This window comes from Streptomyces sp. NPDC001492, assembly GCF_053597275.1.
Window position 1 is genome coordinate 48,729 of sequence record NZ_JBSFHW010000007.1, and the last position, 22,244, is coordinate 70,972.

General features: G+C 71.1%; 20 protein-coding genes. 12 read left to right on the top strand and 8 right to left on the bottom strand.

What is annotated here, in order from left to right:
- Nucleotides 1-876 carry an alpha/beta fold hydrolase gene (locus ACWC1K_RS11440; protein ID WP_450830437.1) on the top strand — a complete coding sequence of 292 codons (876 nt, stop codon included), beginning with the start codon at nt 1-3 and terminating at the stop codon, nt 874-876.
- Nucleotides 877-1,050: 174 nt separating this feature from the next.
- Here the strand turns inward: ACWC1K_RS11440 and ACWC1K_RS11445 are convergent, their stop codons facing one another.
- The 3 genes from ACWC1K_RS11445 to ACWC1K_RS11455 form a co-directional block, all read right to left on the bottom strand.
- Nucleotides 1,051-2,646, bottom strand: a complete 1,596-nt coding sequence (locus ACWC1K_RS11445) for a transporter (RefSeq protein ID WP_450830438.1) — start codon at nt 2,644-2,646, stop codon at nt 1,051-1,053.
- The gene (locus tag ACWC1K_RS11450) at nt 2,643-3,416 is read right to left on the bottom strand and encodes an ABC transporter ATP-binding protein (RefSeq protein WP_450830439.1); all 774 of its coding nucleotides are present in this window, start codon (nt 3,414-3,416) and stop codon (nt 2,643-2,645) included. Before ACWC1K_RS11450 ends, ACWC1K_RS11445 begins: the two co-directional genes overlap by 4 nt.
- Before the next feature lie 108 nt (nt 3,417-3,524).
- A complete protein-coding gene (locus ACWC1K_RS11455; RefSeq protein WP_351478019.1) occupies nt 3,525-4,178 on the bottom strand; it encodes a bifunctional DNA primase/polymerase in 654 nt (217 codons plus the stop codon).
- Between the two features lie 266 nt (nt 4,179-4,444).
- On the opposite strand from ACWC1K_RS11455, the gene ACWC1K_RS11460 reads away from it, so the two are divergent.
- Entirely contained in the window at nt 4,445-5,830 is a 1,386-nt protein-coding gene (locus tag ACWC1K_RS11460) for a transcriptional regulator (protein ID WP_450830441.1), read from the top strand.
- Between the two features lie 190 nt (nt 5,831-6,020).
- Complete coding sequence (locus ACWC1K_RS11465; protein ID WP_450830442.1) at nt 6,021-7,646, top strand: hypothetical protein; 1,626 nt, start codon at nt 6,021-6,023, stop codon at nt 7,644-7,646.
- Between the two features lie 23 nt (nt 7,647-7,669).
- On the opposite strand, the gene ACWC1K_RS11470 is transcribed toward ACWC1K_RS11465, so the two are convergent.
- A complete protein-coding gene (locus ACWC1K_RS11470; protein WP_450830443.1) occupies nt 7,670-8,977 on the bottom strand; it encodes an ABC transporter substrate-binding protein in 1,308 nt (435 codons plus the stop codon).
- Nucleotides 8,978-9,094: 117 nt separating this feature from the next.
- Here ACWC1K_RS11470 and ACWC1K_RS11475 point away from each other — a divergent pair, with 117 nt between their 5' ends.
- Nucleotides 9,095-9,595, top strand: a complete 501-nt coding sequence (locus tag ACWC1K_RS11475; RefSeq protein ID WP_115907499.1) for an SCO4402 family protein — start codon at nt 9,095-9,097, stop codon at nt 9,593-9,595.
- 46 nt (nt 9,596-9,641) lie between these two features.
- Nucleotides 9,642-10,523: a formyltetrahydrofolate deformylase gene (gene purU / locus ACWC1K_RS11480; RefSeq protein ID WP_450830445.1), complete on the top strand. Its 882-nt coding sequence runs from the start codon at nt 9,642-9,644 to the stop codon at nt 10,521-10,523.
- 128 nt (nt 10,524-10,651) lie between these two features.
- Here purU and ACWC1K_RS11485 read toward each other — a convergent pair whose 3' ends face one another.
- Nucleotides 10,652-12,100: a maleylpyruvate isomerase N-terminal domain-containing protein gene (locus tag ACWC1K_RS11485; protein WP_450830446.1), complete on the bottom strand. Its 1,449-nt coding sequence runs from the start codon at nt 12,098-12,100 to the stop codon at nt 10,652-10,654.
- Entirely contained in the window at nt 12,097-12,669 is a 573-nt protein-coding gene (locus ACWC1K_RS11490; RefSeq protein WP_450830447.1) for a sigma-70 family RNA polymerase sigma factor, read from the bottom strand. The genes ACWC1K_RS11485 and ACWC1K_RS11490 overlap by 4 nt, the downstream gene beginning before the upstream one ends.
- A 305-nt stretch (nt 12,670-12,974) precedes the next feature.
- Between ACWC1K_RS11490 and ACWC1K_RS11495 the strand changes: the two genes are divergently transcribed.
- Nucleotides 12,975-13,355 carry an STAS domain-containing protein gene (locus ACWC1K_RS11495; RefSeq protein WP_450830754.1) on the top strand — a complete coding sequence of 127 codons (381 nt, stop codon included), beginning with the start codon at nt 12,975-12,977 and terminating at the stop codon, nt 13,353-13,355.
- Between the two features lie 169 nt (nt 13,356-13,524).
- A complete protein-coding gene (locus ACWC1K_RS11500) occupies nt 13,525-14,037 on the top strand; it encodes an EF-hand domain-containing protein (RefSeq protein WP_450830449.1) in 513 nt (170 codons plus the stop codon).
- On the opposite strand, the gene ACWC1K_RS11505 is transcribed toward ACWC1K_RS11500, so the two are convergent.
- Nucleotides 14,016-15,533, bottom strand: a complete 1,518-nt coding sequence (locus tag ACWC1K_RS11505; RefSeq protein WP_450830450.1) for a class I adenylate-forming enzyme family protein — start codon at nt 15,531-15,533, stop codon at nt 14,016-14,018. The two genes, ACWC1K_RS11500 and ACWC1K_RS11505, sit on opposite strands and share 22 nt — an antisense overlap.
- Nucleotides 15,534-15,703: 170 nt before the next feature.
- On the opposite strand from ACWC1K_RS11505, the gene ACWC1K_RS11510 reads away from it, so the two are divergent.
- From ACWC1K_RS11510 to ACWC1K_RS11525, 4 genes are all read left to right on the top strand, one after another.
- Complete coding sequence (locus ACWC1K_RS11510) at nt 15,704-16,897, top strand: amidohydrolase family protein (RefSeq protein WP_450830451.1); 1,194 nt, start codon at nt 15,704-15,706, stop codon at nt 16,895-16,897.
- Entirely contained in the window at nt 16,897-18,030 is a 1,134-nt protein-coding gene (locus ACWC1K_RS11515) for an acyl-CoA dehydrogenase family protein (protein ID WP_450830453.1), read from the top strand. The genes ACWC1K_RS11510 and ACWC1K_RS11515 overlap by 1 nt, the downstream gene beginning before the upstream one ends.
- 3 nt (nt 18,031-18,033) lie before the next feature.
- A complete protein-coding gene (locus tag ACWC1K_RS11520) occupies nt 18,034-18,927 on the top strand; it encodes an acyl-CoA dehydrogenase family protein (RefSeq protein ID WP_450830454.1) in 894 nt (297 codons plus the stop codon).
- 486 nt (nt 18,928-19,413) lie between these two features.
- Nucleotides 19,414-19,875: an ATP-binding protein gene (locus ACWC1K_RS11525; protein ID WP_450830755.1), complete on the top strand. Its 462-nt coding sequence runs from the start codon at nt 19,414-19,416 to the stop codon at nt 19,873-19,875.
- 366 nt (nt 19,876-20,241) lie between these two features.
- Here ACWC1K_RS11525 and ACWC1K_RS11530 read toward each other — a convergent pair whose 3' ends face one another.
- Nucleotides 20,242-21,168, bottom strand: a complete 927-nt coding sequence (locus ACWC1K_RS11530) for a cyclase family protein (protein WP_450830455.1) — start codon at nt 21,166-21,168, stop codon at nt 20,242-20,244.
- 84 nt (nt 21,169-21,252) lie between these two features.
- Here ACWC1K_RS11530 and ACWC1K_RS11535 point away from each other — a divergent pair, with 84 nt between their 5' ends.
- The gene (locus tag ACWC1K_RS11535; protein ID WP_450830457.1) at nt 21,253-22,164 is read left to right on the top strand and encodes an SDR family NAD(P)-dependent oxidoreductase; all 912 of its coding nucleotides are present in this window, start codon (nt 21,253-21,255) and stop codon (nt 22,162-22,164) included.
- The last annotated feature ends 80 nt before the right edge of the window (nt 22,165-22,244 follow it).

Sequence of the window (22,244 nt, forward strand, 5' to 3'; positions counted from 1 at the left end):
ATGGCGCAACGCATCGACGTGACCGGGGCGGGCGGCCTACGCCTCGCGGCCTGGGAGTTCGGCGACCCTCCCAAGACCGACCCGGGGCAACCCGCGCCCGAGAACACCCCGGGCGTGCTGTTACTGCACGGCCTGATGGGCCGCGCCTCGCACTGGGCGTCCACCGCCCGCTGGCTCTCCGGCCGGCAGCGCGCCGTCGCCCTCGACCAGCGCGGCCACGGGCAGAGCGAGAAGCCCCCGCAGGCCTCCTTCACCCGTGAGGCGTACGTCGAGGACGCCGAGGCCGCGCTCGAGCAGCTGGGCCTCGCCCCGGCCGTTCTCATCGGCCACGCGATGGGTGCGCTGACGGCCTGGCAGCTCGCCGCCAAGCGCCCCGAACTGGTCCGGGGCCTGATCATCTGCGATATGCGGGCCTCCGCGCTCGGGGCCGCCTCGCAGCGCGAGTGGGCCGACTGGTTCAAGGCCTGGCCCGTTCCCTTCGCCACGCTCGCCGATGTGCGCAAGTGGTTCGGCGAGGACGATCCGTGGGTGGAGCGGCCGAATCCGGCGCGGGGGGAGTTCTACGCCGAGGTGATGCACGAGTCGCCCGACGGCTGGCGGCCCGTCTTCGACTACGAGCAGATGCTGCGCTCCCGGGAGACCTGGGTGTACGACGCGCACTGGGAGGAGCTTGCGCAGGTGCAGTGTCCCGCGCTGGTTGTGCGCGGCCTCGACGGGGAGCTGGGGCGGGCCGAGGCGCAGGAGATGGTGCGGGTGTTGCCTCTCGGTGAGTATGCGGAGGTGGCTGACGCGGGGCATCTTGTGCACTATGACCAGCCGGCGGCTTGGCGGGCTGCGGTCGAACCGTTCCTGGATGCGGTGCGCACCACTGCGTGAGGCTGGGCCGGGGCGCCTCATGGCTCGGGGGGTTCCCGTCGTTGGCGGGTGCGGGCCGGATGTGGCTTGTCGCGCCCACGCGGCGGAGCCGCATATCGATACAGCCCCGCGCCCCTTAGCACGGTGCAGGCCCCCGCGTCAGAAGGGCGCCGTCAGGCGGGTCAGCAAGGGCCGTCAGCCCTTGCTCACCGCTGTCAGGATCTCCGGGAGGCGGGCTGCTGTCCGTGGGGCCGCCAGGCGTAGGCCCGCCAGGGTGATGCCCGCTCCGTATGCCGCGCCCGCCGGCAGCAGGAGCCAGCTCCACTGGTCGCCGTCCTTGGCCACGTTGGCCCAGATCGTCGCGGCGATGACGGGGGCGGACAGCAGGGCCGCCGACACCATGCCGCCGAAGATGGAGATCCAGGCGAGGCCGGCCTGGCCGGGGGCCACGTTCTTGTAGCCCTCCTGGGGGATGGAGTACGGGAAACGGGCGGATGTCCATGCGCCGGTCGCCAGCATCGCGCCGAGCAGCGCGAAGGACAGGCCGAGCACCTCGGGCAGGCTGGGCCAGTCGCCGAGCATCGCGGTGGTCAGGACGGTCACGAGGGTGGCGTACGGCAGGGTGATCACCAGCAGGGCCAGGGCCCGCCCGCGCAGTTCGACGTAGGCGTCATGTGCGGAGGAGATGGTTGTGGCGACCATCCAGAACGCGGAGGTGTCCTGCCCGAACTGGTTGTACATCTGGATGCCGAGCATCCCGGCGGCGAAGCACGCGAAGTAGATCGAGCCGGTGCCCTGAAGGGCGTTGAACACGGGCACGATCAGGCCGATCGCGAGCGAGGTCACCCAGGCCGCCTTGGTCTTGGGGTCGCGCCAGATGTAGCGCAGGCTGCGTTCCATGACCGTGCCGGTGCGGCCGGCCGGCAGGAGGCGGGCGAGACCGCCGGTGGTCCGTTCACGGGCGGCGGGTTCGGCGGCCTGGAGGGTGGAGCCGTCGGGCGAGGTCATCAGCCGGGTCAGATGGCGTGACCACACGGCGAGCAGCAGTATCAACGCGGCAAGGCTCAGGGCGAGTTGGAGGGAGGCGACACCGTACGAGCCGTCGCTCACCGAGTCCACCGCGCCGATGGCCGACGCGGGCGGCACCCACTTCAGGACGTCCGCCACCGGGTCGAGCTGCGAGAGCCCCGAGGAACCCAGGTGCTGCGCCCCGAAGTTGACCAGCTGCGCGCCGATCGCGATGACCAGGCCGCTCAGCACCGCCAGGTCGCGGCCCTTGCGGCTGGTCAACAGGCGGATGTTGGCAGCCGCGACGGCCCGCGCCAGGGCCACGCACACCAGCAGCCCGAGGACGACGGCGAGGACACCGACGGCGTACGCCGCACCGCCGTGCGCGACCGCGATCACCGAGCCGGCCAGCAGAAGCAGCGTGAACAGCGGCCCGATGCCCACCAGCGAGGCCGCCAGCAGCGCCCGCACCAGGGGCCGTGGCCGCAGCGGCAGCATCACCAGCCGGGTCGGGTCGAGCGTCTCGTCGCCGCTGGGGAAGAACAGAGGCATCACCGCCCAGCCGAGCGCCAGTACGGCGACCAGCAGCGCGACCACGGGCAGGGCGTGCGCGTTGCCGTGCAGCGCGATCAGCCCGAGCAGTTGCAGCGCCCCGAACAGCACCACGACGACGGCCGAGACGACATAGGCGGCCCGCCGTCCGCCGGACTGCCTGAGCCCGTTGCGCAGCAGCGACAGCTTCAGCCGTACGAAGACGGCAGTGAGGTTGACTTCGCCCGTCATCGTGCGCCGCCGCCCAGCCAGTCCAGGTTCGCCCCGCTGTCGCGGCCGCCCGCGCCGACGAGTTCGAGGAAAGCCTGCTGCAACGAGGCCGCCTCCCCGCGCACCTCGGCGAGCGTGCCGTGGGCGCGGATGCGCCCGGCGGCCATCACGGCCACCCAGTCGCACAGGGACTCGACGAGCTCCATGACGTGGGAGGAGAAGACGACGGTGGCCCCCGACGCCGTGTACCGCTCCAGGACCCCGCGGATGGTCTGGGCGGACACCGGGTCGACGCCCTCGAACGGCTCGTCCAGGAAGAGCACTTCGGGGTTGTGGAGCAGCGCGGCGGCGAGGCCGATCTTCTTGCGCATGCCGGTCGAGTAGTCGACGACCAGCTTGTGCTGGGCGCCGGCCAGGTCGAGCACGTCGAGAAGCTGTGTGGCCCGCTTGTCGACCTCGGCCCCGGGCAGCCCGCGCAACCGCCCGCTGTACGCGAGCAGTTCACGCCCCGACAGCCGCTCGAAGAGCCGCAGCCCCTCCGGCAGCACCCCGATCCGCGCCTTCACCGCCACCGGATCCCGCCACACGTCGTGCCCGACGACCTCGACGCTCCCCTGATCGGGTCGCAGCAATCCGGTCACCATGGAGAGGGTCGTGGTCTTCCCCGCTCCGTTCGGCCCGACGAGCCCGATGAACTTCCCCGCGGGCAACTCCAGATCGATCCCGGCAACGGCAACTTGCTGCCCGAACCGCTTCCACAGTCCCTGTACGCGCACGGCGGCTGACGTCATGGATCAACCCTACGGCGCCGCAGCCGCCCTATAGGGGCGCGGGGCTGTGCTGATCTGCGGCTCCGCCGCGTGGGCGCGACCAGCCATGCACAACCCGCACCCGCCGAACTACCGATCCCGCCCACACGCATAGGCAAGCGGAGAGATCAGTTCCTCCGCATCCGGCAGCCACCGATTGGCGGGCGTGGGCCGACAGGCCCACTGAACGGCCCCCCGCGCCCCGTACCGCGTAGGCGGCGCAGCCACATACGCACCCTCCCCAAGGGCAACGAGATCCAGAGAAGAGGGCGACCAGCCCAACTTCCGCACCAGTTCGGGCATCTTCACCGCCGCCCCGGGCAGCACGAAGAAGTGCATCCGGCGATCCGGCGTCAACGTCACAGGACCGAGCGTCAACTCCATGCGCTCCATGCGCGCCAGCGCGAGGAACCCCGCGGTCTCGGCGACCTCGATCGCGTCGAAGGTGCGGCCCGTCGGCAGCAGGATCGACGCCGTCGGATGCTTCTGCCACATCCGGCGGGCGACGGTCGCACTGCCCGTGGCCAGCGCCTCCCAGTCGTCGTCCGCCGGATGCGCGCCGCGTGCGGCGCACGCGGTGTCGCCGCAGGAGCAGTGCCACACTCCGTCGACGGCTTCCAGCCAGGTGCCGGGGAAGACGTCCCAGTGGCGCTCCTCGGCGTAGCGGACGGCGGTCTCCTGCAGCGATTCCCCGCGCTGCTTCGGAATCTGAGCGGCTTCGGGGCCGGCGATCGTCTCTTCCACGGTGAACTCAACTCCCGCATCCACCTGGAGTTACGGGGGTAGCGCGCGCGGGGGAGGAGCATTGATTCCGTATCTGGGGCGCATGGATGCATGTGTGGGGGCGCGCGGGAGGAACCTCGGCGTGAGCTGGGTAGCCACGTCTGGGGTCGGCTTACGCCTTTACCCCGGCAATCCGCGCAAGCCTCGCATTTTACGTCTGTCGGCGGGGCATTGATCTTCACGGCCGGATCTTTTCGCTTCAGGGAATTGTTCCCAGGGGGTACGCCATGGCCGCAAGGCCTCTCGTCGCGCGACAGCCGAACGAACGGTTGCAGGCGCTCATCCAGGAGGCGGGGTGCTCGAACGCCGGGCTCGCCCGTCGGGTCAACATGTGCGGCGCCGAGCACGGCCTCGACCTGCGCTACGACAAGACGTCCGTGGCCCGATGGCTGCGCGGGCAGCAGCCGCGCGGGCGTGCCCCGGCGATCATCGCGGAGGCGCTCGGCCGCAAGCTGGGCCGTACGGTCACGATCGACGAGATCGGCATGGCCAACGGGAAGAACCTCGCCTCGGGTGTCGGGCTCCAGTTCTCGCCGACGGTACTGGGAGCCATCGAGCAGGTCTGCGAGCTGTGGCGCAGTGACGTGGGGCGCCGGGACTTCCTGTCCGGTTCGTCCGTCGCCGCGTCCGCGCTGGTCGAGCCGAGCCGGGACTGGCTGATCTCCTCGCCCGACTCGCAGGTGTCGCGCTCGGCGGGACCGCGGGTGGGACAGTCCGACGTGGCGGCGGTGCGCGCGATGACACAGGCGCTGGTGGACCTGGACCATCAGTACGGCAGCGGGCATGTGCGCCCGGTGGTCGTGCACTACCTCAACAGTGTCGTCTCGGGGCTGCTGGCGGGGTCGTACCGGGAGGCCGTCGGCCGTGACCTGTTCGCCGCGGTGGCCCGGCTGACCGAGCTCGCGGGCTACATGGCCGTCGACACCGGGCAACCGGGCCTGGCCCAGCGGTACTACATCCAGGCGCTGCGGCTCGCCCAGGCCGCGGGGGACCGCGGTTACGGCGGGTACGTCCTCGCCGCCTCCATGAGCCACCTCGCCGCGCAGCTCGGAAACCCGCGGGAGATCGCGCAGTTGGCGCGGGCGGCGCAGGAGGGGGCGCGTGGGCGCGTGACACCGCGCGCGGAGGCGATGTTCTATGCGGCGGAGGCGCGCGGGCACGCGTTGCTGGGCGATGCGCGGGCGGCCCAGGTGGCGTCCGGGCGGGCGGTCACGGCGCTGGAGTCCGCCGATGCCGCCTCCGGGGACGACCCGGCGTGGATCACGCACTTCGACGAGGCGTATCTGGCCGACGAGTTGGCGCACTGCCACCGGGACCTCGGGCAGGCCGAGGCGGCGGCGCGGCGCGCGCAGGAGTCCCTGGCCGGGCTCCCCGAGACCAAGGCGCGCAGGCGGGCCATCGGGTATGTGCTGCTGGCCACCGCGCAGGTGCAGCAGCGGGAGATCGAGCAGGCGTGCAACACGGGACTGAAGGCCGTGGAACTCCTGGAGTCCCTGCGCTCCAACCGGGGCGCCGACTACCTGGAGGACTTCCAGCAACGCCTTGAGCCGTACCGGGACGAGCCGGTGGTGCGGGAGTTCGGGGCGCGGCTCGATCTGCAGGCCGCTGCATGAACCAGCGGGAAACAGCCGGTTGCCGTGTGGGGGCGGTTGGAATGGGTGACAGATACAGCGGTCTGTAGAGCGGTTTTGTTACTGCTGTCACAGGGAAGGAGGTTGCGCCCTGAGCTGCGTGGCACCCGGCTCGGGGGACCCGGTAGCGTGAGCCGACGATTCCGAAGGTCCCCCATTCGTAGGAGTCCCGGTGACGCAGAGTGGACAGGGCGAGGAGCCCTCGCCGCGCGAAGCGCGCGAAGGCATCGTGCTGCCCTCCGACGGCGGCGAGCCCCTGCTGCCGGGCATGCTGGGGGCCCAGGCTCCGGCCGGCCCGCAGCCCGGCCCCTACGGCGGACCGCCTGCCGGCAACCCCGCCGGGCAGCAGTCAGGCCCGTACAACGGCCCGCAGGCGGGCTCGTACGGCGGTCAGCAGACCGGCTCGTACGACGGTCAGCAGCCCGGCTCGTACGGCGGCCCGCAGGCCCCGGCCCCGCCCGGCGGTCAGGCCTGGGGGACGCCGTGGGGTCCCGACCAGCAGCAGAGCCCGGCCCAGCCGCCGGGCCAGGGCTGGCCGACGGCGCCGGCCCAGGCATGGGGAGCGCCCGACCAGCAGCAGTCGCCGCCCCCCGACCAGTGGGGTGCGCCCGCGTCCGGAGCGCTGCCCCCGCAGGGCGCCCCGGCCCCGTCGTACGGCGGGCAGCCCGCCGCCTCGCAGCCCCCGGCGAACGCCCCGCTGCCGCCCGCCGCTCAGGGAGGACCGGCCGCGCCGCTGCCTCCCGCTGTCCCCGGTGGTGCGCCTCTTCCGCCCGCTGTGGACGAGGGGGCCACTCAGTACATACCGTCCGTCACCGCTGTTTCCGACAGTGAAGGGGCGACGCAGTACATTCCGCCCGTCACGCCGGGCGCGTTGCCGCCCGAGGTGGGCGGTGGATCCCTCTCCGAGGCGACCCAGTTCCTGGGGCATGCGCCGCACGCGGCCGGGCCCGACTCCCAGGCCACCCAGTACATACCGCCCGTGACCGGGCAGGCGCCGTACGGCATGCCGCAGGGCGGGGACCGGCAGCCGCCGGCCGAGTTCGACAGCCTCTTCCGCAGTGGGCCGGGCGCCGAGAGCCCCGCTCAGGCCACGCAGCAGATGCCGCGCTTCCAGCAGCCGCCGCCGCCCCCGCAGGCCGCGTACGCCCCGCCCGGCGACGGCGGCAGCAGCGGCCGCAGCCGCTCACGGGTGCCGCTCATCGCCGCGATCGGTGTCGGCATCGTCGTGCTCGGCATCGGCGCCGGCGCGCTGCTCAACGGCGGGGACGGCGGCAAGGACAAGAACCAAACGGTCTCCGCCACGGCCCCGGCCACCGGCGGTTCCGCCTCGTCGGCCGCCGATCCGGCGAAGCAGCAGGCCGTCGCCCTGGACAAGCTGCTCGCCGACAGCGGTGACAGCCGGGCCTCGGTGATCCGGGCGGTGGCCGGGGTGAAGGGGTGCCAGAACCTCGGCCAGGCCGCCTCCGACCTGCGCGAAGCGGCCAAGCAGCGCACCGAGCTGGTCACCCGGCTGTCCGGCCTGTCCGTCGACAAGCTCCCGGGCCATGCCGCGCTGACCGCCGCGCTCACCAGGGCCTGGCAGGCGTCCGCGGCGGCCGACAACCACTACGCGGCCTGGGCCGACCAGGTCGGCGGCAAGAAGGGCTGCAAGAAGGGCCAGGCCCGCCCCACCGGCCAGACCGCGGCCGGCAACCGCGAGAGCGGCACCGCCAGCCAGCAGAAGGTCAAGGCGGCCCAGTTGTGGAACGCCATCGCGAGGACGTACGGCCTGACCCCGCGCCAGCCGACCCAGCTGTGACGTGAACGCGCGGACGTGCGCCCTCAGTTCACGTCCGCGCTCTGCAGCGTCTTGGTCACGTCCACGAACCGCTTGTCCGCCGCGACGAGTTGGCCCTGACGCACGACCTGCAGCGTCACATCGGCGTTGACCATGCGGGAGAAGCCGATGGTGGCCAGCGGGCCCTCGGAGGACCACTGCAGGGTCGGCGTCAGCCCGGCCGTGTCGACCTTCAGCCCGTCGTCGAGGGCCCTGCGCACCGTGTCGGACGACACGTCGCCGCTGCCCAGCGACGCCACGACGGACCTGAACACCGTGTACGCGATCCATGTCGTCTGCACCCCGGTGTCCGAGGCGTCGATGCGGTTGTCGCCGAAGGCCTGCTGCTGGATCACCTTCTTCATGGCGTCCCAGCGCGCATCGCTCGACACCGGGTACCAGCCGGTGACGTACGAGCCCTCGTACGGGCCCGACTGCCCGCCGGACTCGTTGATCACCGTCTGGTCGACGCTGTCGAGCGTGGCGGCGGTCTTCACAGCGGGATAGGCCTCGCGGTCGCGCCGGAAGGAGTCCATGAAGGTGTCGGTGCGGTCCCCGAGCGCGGGGATCACGCACCCCCGCTTCGCCGGGTTGCCGGTCGTGGCCGTCAGCGCCTGCCGTGAGGGCCCCGAGTACTCGGTGGTGTCGTCCGCCGCCCGCTGGTCGATCGCGGGACGGTGCCCGCCCGCCTTCAGGCCGGAGTCGAGCATGGCGTGCAGTTCGTCGCCCGCGATGCTGTCGGGCCGCACGAGCGCCACCGGGCCGCAGCCGCCGGCGAGCTCCTTGCCGAGGCCGGCCAGCAGGGCGGGCTGGCCGCCGTTGACCGGGTAGGACATGGGGCTGGTGAACTCGGCGGTCGTGACGCCGTAGCCGCCGATGTAGGGGATGCCGGCGCCCTCCAGCTCGGGGAGGTAGGAGTCGCCGTACTGGCTGTAGGAGCCGACGACCGCGACGACGTTCTCCTTGACGGCGAGGCGGGCGCACTTCGCGGCGGCCACGCTGTCGTTGTGCTCGTTGCAGGTCAGGACCTTCAGCTTGCGGCCGTTGATGCCCCCCTGGGCGTTGATCCAGCGGGCGTAGGCCTGCGCGAAGGCCGGCATGCCGGGCTTGTTGGTCGCGTTGGTGTCCGAAGGTGCCCAGGTCATGACGGTGATCGGGGCATCCCCGGAACCCCCCGTGGTACCGGGGATGACCCCGCAACCGGCGGCGAGCGAGGCACATGCGACCAGTGCCCCCGCCGAGAGGACGGTGGCTCTGCGCGGCCGGGTGCGTGTGGGGAGGAAGGTGCTGCGATTGCGTCGCCTGCCGGTCATGGGCACACACGCTTCCGCCACATCGCCAACCCGGGGGTGACCTTCGGTTATCGACCGGTGACGTAAAGGTGAATTGCAGGGGTCGGTAGGACGCCTGAGCGGGAGAACGTACGATCGATGACCGTGCAAGGTTCGGAGAACTCTTCCCGTCGCGGCCGTCGCTCCTCCACCATGGGCGGCATGCCACTGAACGACATGCCGTGGTGGCGCTGGCGCAGCAACGTGCGCTCCGCGCTGCACATGCTCTCCGACCCGGCGTTCCAGCAGAACGTCTGGCTCGCCGGCGTCGACGGATACGGGGACGTGACCGACGCCGTGTACCGCCTGGTCGAGGACACCTGGCTGGACAACTGGTCCGCCGAGAAGTACGTGGGCACGATATTCCGGGACTCCCAGGAGGCGGCCCTCGTGGACACCGCCGTGCTGAGGGTGCTGCGGATCATGCACCAGGTCGGGCCCGACGCCCCGGTCTCCGCGTACGTCGAGAACCAGGCCTGGCCGGAGGCGGTCCGGGCGGCCCGGGACGCGCACGTGCGGATGGCGACAGCCGACGGGGAGGACCCGGACGCGCCGCCGCGCACGCTCGAGGTGCTGCGGATCATGACGAGGTCCGCGTAGCGGACTCAGGTCCGGACCGGGGCTCAGTTATGGGACCCTGTCCTGCATGAACGAGCAGTCCACCCGAGCCGCGGCGCCCGACGACCAGTACGTCCTCACGCTCTCCTGCCCCGACAAGCAGGGCATCGTGCACGCCGTGTCGAGCTATCTCTTCATGACCGGCTGCAACATCGAGGACAGCCAGCAGTTCGGCGACCACGACACGGGTCTGTTCTTCATGCGCGTCCACTTCTCCGCCGAGGCACCCGTGACGGTGGACAAGCTGCGGGCCAGCTTCGCGGCGATCGGTGACTCCTTCCACATGGACTGGCAGATCAACCGGGCCGACGAGAAGATGCGCATCGTCCTCATGGTCAGCAAGTTCGGGCACTGCCTGAACGACCTGCTGTTCCGGGCGCGGATCGGGGCGCTGCCGGTGGAGATCGCGGCGGTGGTGTCGAACCACACGGAGTTCGCCGAGCTGGTCGGCTCGTACAACATTCCTTTCCACCACATTCCGGTGACGAAGGACACCAAGGCGGAGGCCGAGGCCCGGCTGCTGGAGATCGTCCGTGAGGAAGAGGTCGAGCTGGTGGTGCTCGCCCGCTATATGCAGGTCCTCTCCGACGATCTGTGCAAGCAGCTCAGCGGGCGGATCATCAATATCCACCACTCCTTCCTGCCGAGCTTCAAGGGTGCGAAGCCGTATCACCAGGCGCATGCCAGGGGCGTGAAGCTGATCGGTGCGACGGCGCACTACGTCACCGCCGATCTTGACGAGGGGCCGATCATCGAGCAGGAGGTCGAGCGGGTGGGGCATGACGTCACGCCGGACCAGCTCGTTGCCGTCGGGCGGGACGTGGAGTGCCAGGCGCTGGCGCGGGCGGTGAAGTGGCATGCCGAGCGGCGCATTCTGCTCAACGGGCGCCGGACGGTCGTGTTCGCCTAACAGCTCGGGGGCTTCTGCCGTCGGGCGAGGGCGGGATCGTCGTGGCCGATCGCGCAGTTCCCCGCGCCCCTGAAGGGGCGCGAGAAACCCCCACTCACCCGCAGCCGCCGACGAATCCGCACCGCCCCCTACATCCGGCTCAAGCTGGCCGCAGCGAACAGCACATCCCTGATCGCCTCACGGTCACCGACCTGCCCCACCGCCGCCTCCGCCGGAGGCACATGCCCCGCTGCCAGGCGGCAGAACTCCGCGCCGTCCAGGGCCACATGGGCCACCTCGTGTGCGGCGGAGCCGACCGCCGCGGGGGAGTCGAGGGGGATCAGCCACTCGCCGCCGCCCAGCCCCTCGATCTCCAGCCGCAGGCTGCGGCCCGGCTCGCCCGCCGGGACCAGGTGCCGGTGGTGGGGAGGCGAGGCCAGGCCGGCCCGGCGGCGGGTCGCGAGCACGTCCGGCAGGACCCGCGCCGCGAGGTCGATCATGCCGTGCATATGGCGTGGGGCGGGCGGCTCGTACGGGTAGTCGACGGCCTCCGCGATGTCCTCGGCGTGCACCCAGCACTCGAAGGCCCGGTCCAGCATCGCGTCCCGCAGCGGCAGCTCGAAGTCGCCGTAGGAGACGGCCGGGCGGGCCGGCCCCGAGTCGTGGGCGAAGGACACCGTGCGGACGAGGTCGTGGGTCTGCTCGCGCCAGGGGGCCCGTACGGAACGGCCCGGCGGAAAGTGCGAGGTGCGCCAGTACGCCTCGGTGCGGGCCCGGGGTGTGGGGCCCGCCGCGGCGATGTCACCCAGCGGGTCGTCGAGGCCGAGGGCGACCGCGACCAGTCCGTCGACCGACAGCAGATGGGCGATGACCCCCGCGACCGTCGTGCGACGGGTCATCGGGCCCTCGGCCTCGAACCAGCGCAGCCGCACGGGCCTGTGCCACTCGGCGTCCCCGATGTCCTGGAGCAGGGCGTCGAGCCGGGCGGCCTCCGCGTCGTACGGAGCCGCCCAGCCGGGTACCGGGATGCGGGGCGGGCGCCGGTCGAGGCAGCTGTCGAGGACGCGGGTGCGCAGGCCCGGGTCCAGGTCGAGGCTCTCCGGCTGGTGCAGCAGACCGACCGCCTCACGCAGCCGCCGCGCCTCGTCGGCGCACGAGCCGCAGTCGCCCAGGTGCTCCTCGACGGCCGCCGTCTCCTCCGGCGAGCAGGCGGCCAGCGCCCAGGCACCGAGGAGCGACTTCAGAACGCGGTGCTCCAGGACCAGCGGGGCGGGCCGTGGCGCGGCCTCGCCCAGGTCCTCCAGGGCGGGCAGCGGCCGCCCGCCGTCCTCGACGGAGGCGCGGGGCATCGGAATGCGGGGCGGCCGGCCGGGGTCCTGGGGGCTGTCGTCGCCGTTGTCGTGCGTGGGTCCGCCCGGGATGCCGTACCCCTCCTGCTGCTCGTCCTTGTCCTGCTCGTCGTACTGGTCGCTCTTGTCACCCAAGCCGCTGTTGTCTCCGAAGCCGCCCTCGCCCGCAGGGCTGCTCCTGCGGCTGCGGTCGTCCTCGCCGTCGAATCCCTCGTGGTCGAAGCGGTCCGCGCTGCCTGCGTCGTTCACACGGCACCCCCGTGACCGGGTGGTGCGCCGGCGTCGTGGGCGGTGGACAGGAGCTGCAGGCCCAGGCGGAGCCGGCGGCGGGCCTCGTCCTCGGTGACGCCGAGGTCGGCGGCGGTCTGGCGGTAGTCGCGGCGCTGGAAGTAGGCCAGGTCCAGGGCTGCGCGCAGCGGGGCGGGCATGGACGTGACGATGTAGTCGGCGCGGGCGGCGACCGAGGCGCGGCGCACCTTGCGCTCCAGCTCCTCGGCGGAGCCGCCGGAGCCCTGGGCCAGCGCGGCGGTCTCGGTGGCGCGCAGCCGCTGCACGGCGAGGCGGTGGGTCAGCGAGGCGACCCAGGTGCGCAGGGGGCCCTGCTTGGGGTCGTACGCCTCGGGGTGTTCCCAGACCTGGGCGAAGACGTCACGCGTGATGCCGTCGGCCGCGCGCTCGTCCCCGAGGACGCGGTGGGCCAGGCCGTGCACGAGGGAGGCGAACCGGTCGTAGAGCTCGCCGAGGGCGGCCGCCTCACCGCGTGCGAGTCGCTGCTGCATCTTGCGGTCCCAGCGGGGCGGTGCGTCCTTCTTCGTCATACGGCCCCCTCGCCCCTGCCTGTCCGTCGGCCCGGCCTGCGTCCATCGTCTCCTCGAATGTAGTCGGCACCTACGACAGTGCACGTCGCTTTGTCGCAATGTGTGCAGCCTGCGTTCTGTGCCTGCCTACCCGCTCGACCTTCGATCAGACCTGATCGAACAGGATCGAAGTCGACTAAAACAAGCCTCTTCCGATCAGTTTCCGTTTCTCGCCTCGTGTTTCAGGGAACGGCCGCTGGGCAGCCGCGCTGCAAGGAAGCGTAGGGATGGCTTCCGTTTTGCGGGGACTCCGGCGAGCGAAGGGCATGGTGGTGGCGTTCTATGTGACCGGCGGCGAGCAGGGCGAGTGGACCGTGCTCCGTGTGTCGGGCGAGCTGGATCTGGTGACGTCGCCGGTGCTGCGTCAGCGGGTGCACGACGTGGTGGCCGACGGCCGCCACGGCCTCGTCCTCGACCTCTCCGAGGTCTTCTTCTGCGACTCCAGCGGCGTCGGCGTGCTCATCGCCGCCCGTCGCCTCATCCGCTCCTGCCAGGGAACGCTGCGCCTGATACTCCCGGCGCAGGGCGCGGTCGAGGGCTCACACGTCAACCGCGTCCTGGGCGCCCTGGGCGTACGCCGACTGTTCGACGTGTACGCCGACGTGGCATCGGCGGTCGCGGAAGAGGCCGATCCGCTTTCGGCCTGACCTGGGCGGAAGCTGTGCGAGCCGGCACGGCTCACCTCGGTGTGCCACACAGTTGTCCCGAAATTCCCCCGGTCTTGGCACAAGCGCCGCTTTCCCGCGCCCGGACGGTCTCCCGCGTCGTACGCTCCGACGAGACGCACCCGAGATGACGTAAGGCGGCCTGAAAGACATGGTCAGCAGCGAGTACGAGCGCAGGATCGCCGCCCGGTTCGCCACCTTCGACCAGGACGGCAACGGCTACATCGACCGCGAGGACTTCAGCTCAGCGGCCAAGGCGCTGCTCGCCGAGTTCGCCGTAGCGGCCCGCTCCGACAAGGGCCAGGCACTGTACGGCGGAGCCGAGGCGTTCTGGCAGGGCATGGCCGGGATAGCGGACCGGGACGGCGACCAGCGCATCGACCGCGAGGAGTTCGTGTACGGCGCGGTCAAGCGGCTGCGCGACAACCCCGAGCGGTTCGCCGAGATCGCCCGCCCCTTCCTGCACGCGGCCCTCGACCTCGCCGACACCGACGGCGACGGGGCCGCCACCGTCGAGGACACCGCGCGCGTGCTGCGCATCCTGGGCGTGGCCGAGGACCTCGCCCGGACCGCCGCCGCGGCGCTCGACACCGACGGCGACGGCAAGGTCGGCGAGGCGGAGATCGTCCCGGCGTTCGCCCGCTACTTCACCGTCCCCGAGTAGCGCTCCCGCAGCTTGTACTTGAGTACCTTCCGCAGGGTCTCGTTACGCGGAAGGGCATCCACCACCTCCAGCTGCTCCGGCAGCTTGTGCACCGACAGCCCTTCCGCGCGCAGGTACGCGGTGACCTCGTCCAGGGTCAACTCCCCGGCGTCTTCCGGCTGTGCCCCCACCTCGATCACTGCGCACACCCGCTCCCCGCGCTCGGCGTCCGGCAGCCCGATCACCGCGACGTCCCCGACGGCCGGATGGGCGGCCAGCAGGTCCTCGATCTCCTTCGCCGAGATGTTCTCCCCCTTGCGGATGATCACGTCCTTGAGCCGCCCGGTGAGGACGAGATGCCCGCTGTCCGTCACGAACCCCAGGTCGCCGGTGCGCAGAAACCCCTCCTCGTCGAAGGCCTCCGCCGTCTGCGCCGGATCCAGGTAGCCCTGGCACACCGCCTCCCCGCGCAGCCGCACCTCCCCGTCCACGATCCGTATCTCCATCCCCTCCGGCGGCCGTCCCTCGGTCGTCGCCAGGTTCTCCACGGTGTCGTCCGGCGCCCCCATGGTGATCATCGGCACCTCGGTCATGCCGTACCCGTGGGTGAGCTGCACCCCCATCTCCCGTACGACGGCGTGGTAGACCTCCGGCGGCTTCGGCGCCCCACCGCCCGCGAGCAGCCGTAGCGAGGGAATGACCTTCCGTCCGGGCTGCTTGCGCTGCTCGGCGAGGAACATCGAGTAGAACGCCGTCGACCCGCCCGCCACCGTCACCCCGTGCTTGCGGTACCCCTCCAGCGCGTCCGGCAGCGCGAACTGCTCGAACATCACCGCCGGGAAGCCGTACAGCAGCAGCATCACCGTGTAGTCGGGCCCGGCGATATGGGCGTACGGGAAGGCCATCGAGCCCACGTCGTCCGCCGACAGCCGCAGCGCGTGCGCGAGACACGAGCCGCCCGCGATCAGCGAACGGTCCGTGTGCAGCACGCCCTTCGGGTCGGAGGTCGTCCCCGAGGTCCAGTAGATCCAGCGCACGGAGGTGCCCTCGGAGGGCGGTGGCGGCAGCACCCCCGGATCTCCGTCCGGCAGCACGTCGTACGCCTCGAACACCTCCTTCGCACCGAGCCGCCGCGCCATCCCGGTGTGGTCGAAGCCCCGCCACTCACCGGGTACGGCGAAGAACTCGGCCTTCGACTCCCGCAGCGCGAAGCCGACCTCGCGGTCCCGGTAGAACGGGATGACCGGAGTCTGCACGGCGCCCAGGCGGGCCAGCGCGAAGGACAGCAGGGCGGTCTCGATCCGGGTGGGCAGCTGCCAGGCGACCACCGTGCCGGGACGGACGCCCATGTCGTACAGGCCGGCCGCGACGCGCTCGGCACGCGCGCGCAGCTCGCCGAAACTCAGCGAGCGGTCGTCCTGGAGGAGGACGGGCCGGTCGGGGGTGAGGCCGGCGCGGCGGGCGACCAGGTCCCAGAGGGTGCGGGATGCGCTCAGTGCGTGGGCGGTGTCGTTCACGGCGGCCCCCTCGTGGAGCGGACACGGAGCTGATACCGAACTGACGGGCAGTCAGATCGTGCGCAGAGCGTAGGGCTCGGCGCCTTGTCGGTCCAGAGGTGCGCGACTAGCCTGCTGGATGAAGCGAATCTGACGGTCCATCAGATAACTGAGTGCCCAGTGGGGGATCCATGACCGAACTGCCCCGCATCATCAGCGTCGACGACCATGTGATCGAGCCCGCACACCTCTTCGAGACCTGGCTGCCGCAGAAGTACCGCGACCGGGGCCCGCAGCCCCTCACCGCCGGGATCGGCGAGCTCGCCTACGTCGGCGGGAAGTACCGGATCACGATGGACCCGGAGGGCCAGCCGACCGACTGGTGGATCTACGAGGACCTGAAGTTCCCGTACAAGCGCAATATCGCCGCCGTCGGCTTCGACCGCGACGAGATGACCCTGGAGGGCATCACCCGGGAGGAGATGCGGCGCGGGTGCTGGGACCCGAAGGCCCGCCTCGAGGACATGGACCTCAACCACGTCGAGGCCAGCCTCTGCTTCCCGTCCTTCCCCCGCTTCTGCGGGCAGACCTTCGCCGAGGCGCACGACAAGGAGGTCGCGCTGGCCTGTGTGCGCGCCTACAACGACTGGATGGTCGAGGAGTGGTGCGGCGACAGCGGCGGCCGGCTCATCCCGCTCTGCCTGATCCCGCTGTGGGACGTCGACCTGGCGGTCGCGGAGATCCGGCGCAACGCCGCGCGCGGGGTGAAGGCGGTCACCTTCTCCGAGATCCCCACCTACCTCGGCCTGCCCTCCATCCACTCCGGCTACTGGGACCCCTTCTTCGCGGTCTGCCAGGAGACCGGGACGGTCGTCAACATGCACATCGGCAGCAGCTCCCAGATGCCGGCCGCCTCGCCCGACGCGCCGCCCGCCGTGCAGGCCTCGCTGAGCTTCAACAACGCCATGGCCTCGATGATGGACTACCTGTTCAGCGGGGTGCTGGTGAAGTTCCCGACCCTCAGACTCGCCTACTCCGAGGGCCAGATGGGCTGGATCCCGTACGCCCTGGAACGCGCCGACGACGTCTGGGAGGAGCACCGCGCCTGGGGCGGGGTGCGCGACCTGATCCCGGAGCCCCCGTCGACGTACTACTACCGGCAGATGTTCTGCTGCTTCTTCCGCGACAAGCACGGGGTGGCCTCGCTGGACGTGGTGGGCCGGGACAACGCCACCTTCGAGACCGACTATCCGCACGTCGACTCGACCTTCCCGCACACCAAGGAGGTCGCCCTCGACCATGTGAAGGGCCTCGACGACGAGACGGTCTACAAGCTGATGCGGGGCAACGCGATCCGCATGCTCGACCTGGACCTCGACCGCTGATGGACCTGTCGTACACGCCCGAGGAGGAGGAGTTCCGGGCGCGGTTGCGGGAGTGGCTCGGCAAGGTGCTGCCGACGCTGCCGGCGAAGCCCTCCCCGGAGGACTGGCCCGGGCGCAGGACGTACGACCTCGGGTGGCAGCGGATGCTGTACGACGCGGGATACGCCGACGTCCACTGGGACGCCTCCCCGACCACCCGGCTGATCTTCCTGGAGGAGACCGAGAAGGCGGGCGCGCCCTATGTGGGCGCGAACTTCGTCGGACTGCTGCACGCCGGGCCGACGATCGCCGCCGAGGGGACGCCCGGGCAGCGGGAGCGCTGGCTGCCGCCGATCCTGCGCGGCGAGGAGGTCTGGTGCCAGGGCTTCAGCGAACCGGACGCCGGCTCCGACCTCGCGGCACTGCGCACGCGCGCGTGCAGGGACGGCGACGAGTACGTGGTGAGCGGGTCCAAGATCTGGACCTCGCACGCCGAAGTGGCCGACTGGTGCGAGCTGTTGGTCCGTACGGATCCGGCGGCGCCGAAGCATCGCGGGATCACCTGGCTGGCCATGCCCATGTCCTTGCCGGGCGTCACCGTACGGCCGCTGCGGACCCTCGCCGGGTCGGCCGAGTTCGCGGAGGTGTTCCTCGACGACGTGCGGGTGCCGGTGGCGAACCGGATCGGGGAGGAGAACGACGGCTGGCGCGTGACCATGGTGACGCTGTCGTTCGAGCGCGGTACGGCGTTCGTGGGCGAGGTGGTGGCCTGCCGGCGGGTGCTGGGCGAACTCGCCGCCGAGGCACGCCGGCGCGGGCGCTGGGACGATCCGGCGCTCCGGCGCCGCCTGGGGAGGCTGAATGCGGAGTTCCGGGGGCTGTGGCGGCTGATCCAGTGGAACGTGAGCGAGGCGGAGGCCTCCGGCGGTGTGCCGGGGGTGGGGGGGTCGGTTTTCAAACTGCGGTATTCGCATGCGCGGCAGGAGTTGTACGACGTGGCGGCCGAGGTGCTGGGGGCGGACTCCCTGGACCTGGACCGGCCCTGGATGCTCGACCGGTTGTCGTCGCTGGCGTACACCATCGCGGCCGGTACCTCGCAGATTCAGCAGAACATCGTGGCTGAGCGGATTCTTGGGCTGCCGAAGGGGAGGTGAGCGGTGCGGTTTCAACTGACTGTTGAGCAGCGGGCCTTGCAGGATGCCGTGCGGGGTGTGATCGGTCGTGGACCGGCTGCGGGTCGGTGGGGGCTGGTCGCGCAGTTCCCCGCGCCCCTTAAGGGCGGCGATACCCAGCCCAGGCTTGACCGTGCCCGGTGGCGGGCCCTTGGAGAGCTTGGGTTCTTCTCCCTGCGGTTGTCCGAGGCCGAAGGTGGGGCCGGACTTGGGTTGCCGGAAGCCGTGTTGGCCTTTGAGGAAGCGGGCCGGGCTCTGGTTCCCGGGCCGCTCGTGGCCACCCATCTCGCGGCCGGTGAATTGCCCGGGGCCGCCACCGGGGAGGTCGTTGTCGCCGCTGCCGACGGGCGGCTCGTGGAGTGGCTGGACGAGGCCGATGTCGTGCGGCGCGGTGCCGAGGGAGCCGTACCCATGCGGTCCGTGGACCCGCTGACCCCCCTGCACCGGGTGCCCGCGCCGGCACCCTCCGATCCCGTCGCAGACCTCCTCACCGCCGCCGAGCAGCTCGGTACGGCCACGCGTGTGTGCGAGCTGGCCGCGCAACACGCCCGGACTCGGGAGCAGTTCGGGCAGCCGATCGGGGCCTTCCAGGCGGTCAAGCACCTGTGCGCGCAGATGCTGGTGCGCGCCGAGGTGGCACGCGCCGCGGTCTACGGGGCCGCCGTCACCGCCGACCGCACCGACATCGCCGCGGCCCGGCTGCTCGCCGACGAGGCAGCCGTGCGCGGTGCCCGTGACTGCCTCCAGGTGCACGGCGGCATGGGCTTCACCTGGGACTCCGAGGTGCATCTGCATCTGAAGCGGGCGTGGGTGCGGGCGCAGCGTGGCGGCGGCGTCACGGAGAGTGAGGAACTGCTCGCGGCCGATCTGGTGGCCTGAACGGCCCCGGCCTGGGATGTCACGGAAGCCGCCGCCGCGGTGTCGCGGATTGTGGCATACCGGAATCACGGAGCGTTGATATCGGGTTGTGTCCTATGCGTGACCCGTCACGTCCTGGAGTCGGCGTCCCGCTCCGGTACCTTCTGTGGGATGCGAGAGGCTACGAGCATGAGCCGTACCGGTGTTGCCCCCGGGGTGATGCCGGAACTGGCCTGTTCGAGTCCCCGCAGTGAGCGTCGCACAGTATGCCGCACGGGTACTCCTTCGCGCTGGAATATGCCCGAAGCGCTTGTTGGCGTGACTGTACGTCAACCATGCTGTCTCTTAAGGGATTCACGTTCCGTGACCCTTGCTCTGGGCTCTGCACTGGCCATTGTTCTGGTCATGCAGAAAATGGCTACGATCGTGGCCCTCGTTGCGGCGCGCGCGTGGCGCGAGGTCATGTGTCCGCCGGTTCGGATGGTGTGAGCGGTGCAGGTGCTTCAGGTGCAGCTGGAAGTCCGGCCCGACCCCGCTGAGGTGGGGCGAGCCCGACGGTGGGCGCGTTCCCGCCTCGCCGGGTCCGGGATAGAGGCCGACGAGCCGCTCGCCGAGACGCTGATCCTGCTCGTCTCCGAACTGGTCACCAACGCCGTTGTGCACACCGGCTGTCCGGCCGTGCTGAGACTCTCCCTGCCCGGTGTGGCCGCCGAATCGGCCACCGTCCGCCTTGAGGTGGCCGACACCAGCGACCGGGCCCCCGTGCCCCGGTGCCCCGACGGTGACGCGACCGGCGGCCGCGGCCTCGCCCTCGTCGACGGTCTCGCCGACCGCTGGGGCTGGAGCCCCGAAGGCGCGGGCAAACGCATCTGGTGCGAACTCGACCGCTGCGCGCAGACCCGGCAGAGCGCACAGGCCTGTGTGGGCGGCGCGACGGCGTACGAGGGCCTGGCGTTCGAGGCGGTGTGACCGGCGCACGCGTACCGAAGATCCGTCAGCCCCGGTGCACGGTCGCAGAGAACGCTCTCATTCCCCGGCCTGCTGAGGCGATGCGCCGGGATGTGCTTCTGTGCGCGCCCGCGACAAATTGGGCTTAAGTAATAAATCCCCGTACGGGTGTTGACGCATCGTGTCCGTTTGATCACGCTTGTGGTCAGCGATTCGCCGTGAGGGGACGACGAGGGCTTCGGTGACGGGAGCCCTCGACGAGTGCGGATCGTGATTCGGCGTCGGCTCCCTCAGGGCCCAAGGAGTCGGGGCGGGTGCGCCGGAGTCGGTCGGCGGCGCGTGGTGCCGTGCTCGGGGCGGGAGCACCGCGCCGCCGGTCGACGAACCTCACAGGATGGCGACGGGCGCCACCGGAGTCCCCGTCGCGCCGACGAAGGGCTCGGGCATCGCCGAGAGCAGGAACGTGTACCTGCCCTCTTCTCCACAGGCTGTGGACAACTCTTCGAGATTCCAGTTCTGGCCCTGCAGCATCCCCATCTCCACCAGGTCGAGCGCGTGCACGGGCAGCCACAGGTCCTCGATCTCGGGCGGGAAGATCTCGAAGGTGAGGGTGTCGTTCGCGACGGCGGCCACGTCGCGCGCGTGGAACCACTCCGGGGCGCGGATCGACAGGCCGGGCGAGGGATAGCCGTACGCGTGCCTGTCCCCGGCGAGACAGACCTGGATCTGCCCGGTGCGTACGAGCACTATGTCGCCGGCACGCACGCGCGTACCCGCCATTTCCTCGGCGGCCTCCAGGTCTTCGGGGGTGACCGCGTGCCCGCCCTCCAGCCGGTCGACGCCACGCGCGCGTGCCACGTCCAGCAGCACCCCGCGAGAGACGACGTGCCGCGCCTTGTCGATGCCGCTGAACTCGGCGCCGCCATGTGCGGTGACGGTGCCGGCCGGTCGGCCGTTGTAGAGCCTGCCCGAGTGCGAGACATGGGGCAGCGCGTCCCAGTGGGTGGCGGCCTGCAGGCCCATGGTCACGGCGTCGTCGCTGCACGCCACCGACCCCGGGCCGAACAGCTCCTGGTTGATCTGCACCATCGCGTGCAGCGGATTGACCCGCCCCGGGATCATCCCGGTCTGCACGCCGTCCTGCTGAAGGGGCAGCGCGAGGGGAACGCGACGGCCCGTGCGGACGCTCGCGGCGGCCTCGCGGACGACCTCGTCGGTGATCAGGTTGAGGGTGCCGATCTCGTCGTCGGCGCCCCAACGGCCCCAGTTGTTCACGCGCCCTGCGATCTCGGCGAACTCCGCGGGCATCGACATCGGCTCTCCCCGGGGCTTGTCTCCAGGTATCTGACGGGTCATAAAATCTAACGGTCCGTCAGAAACCGCGGGAAGGGGCCGGACGTGGGGAACTTCTTGGCAGGCAAGGTCGTCGCCGTGACGGGCGCCGGACGGGGTATCGGCCGTGCGGTGGCGCTGGCCGCGGCGGCCGAGGGGGCGAAGGTCGTCGTCAACGACTACGGGGTCGCCGTCGACGGGGCCTCGCCCACCAGCGAGGTCGCCGAGAGCGTCGTCAAGGAGATCGAGGCGGCGGGCGGGGAGGCCGTCGCGGTGGCCGACGACGTGTCCACGATGGCCGGCGGGCAGCGGGTGGTCGACGTCGCTCTGTCGTCGTACGGGCGGCTCGACGGTGTGGTGTGCGTGGCCGGGATCCTGCGTGAGCGGATGCTGTTCAACATGTCCGAGGAGGAGTGGGACCCGGTGGTCGCCACTCACTTGAAGGGCACGTTCACTGTGTTCCGGGCGGCTTCCGCGGTGATGCGGCAGCAGCGGGCGGGGACGTTGATCGGGTTCACCAGTGGGAACCATCAGGGGTCGGTTTCGCAGGCCAATTACAGCGCCGCGAAGGGCGGGATCATCTCGCTGGTACGGAGCGCCGCGCTGGGCCTGCACAAGTACGGGGTGAGTGCCAATGCGGTGGCGCCCGTTGCGCGTACGCGGATGTCGGCGAACGTTCCCATGGAGCTGACGGAGATCGGGGAGCCGGAGGATGTGGCTGCCCTGGTGGTGTATCTGCTGTCCGACCGGGCGAAGGAGCAGGGGATCACCGGGCAGGTGTACACGATCGCCGGGCCGAAGCTGGCGGTTTGGGCGCAGCCGCGGGAGCTTCGCTCGGCGTATGCCTCCGGCGGTTGGACGGCGGAGATGATCGCGGAGGTTTTGCCGGGGGCGGTGGGGGTGGATCCGATGCCGATGCTTGAGCGGTTGGCGGCGATGGAGAAGGCCGCTGCGCGGGGCGACAGGCCGAACGCCTGAGAGCTCGGGGGGCCTTGTGGTTTGGCGGGTGCGGGTTGTCTGTGGCTTGTCGCGCAGTTCCCCGCGCCCCTAGGGAGCTC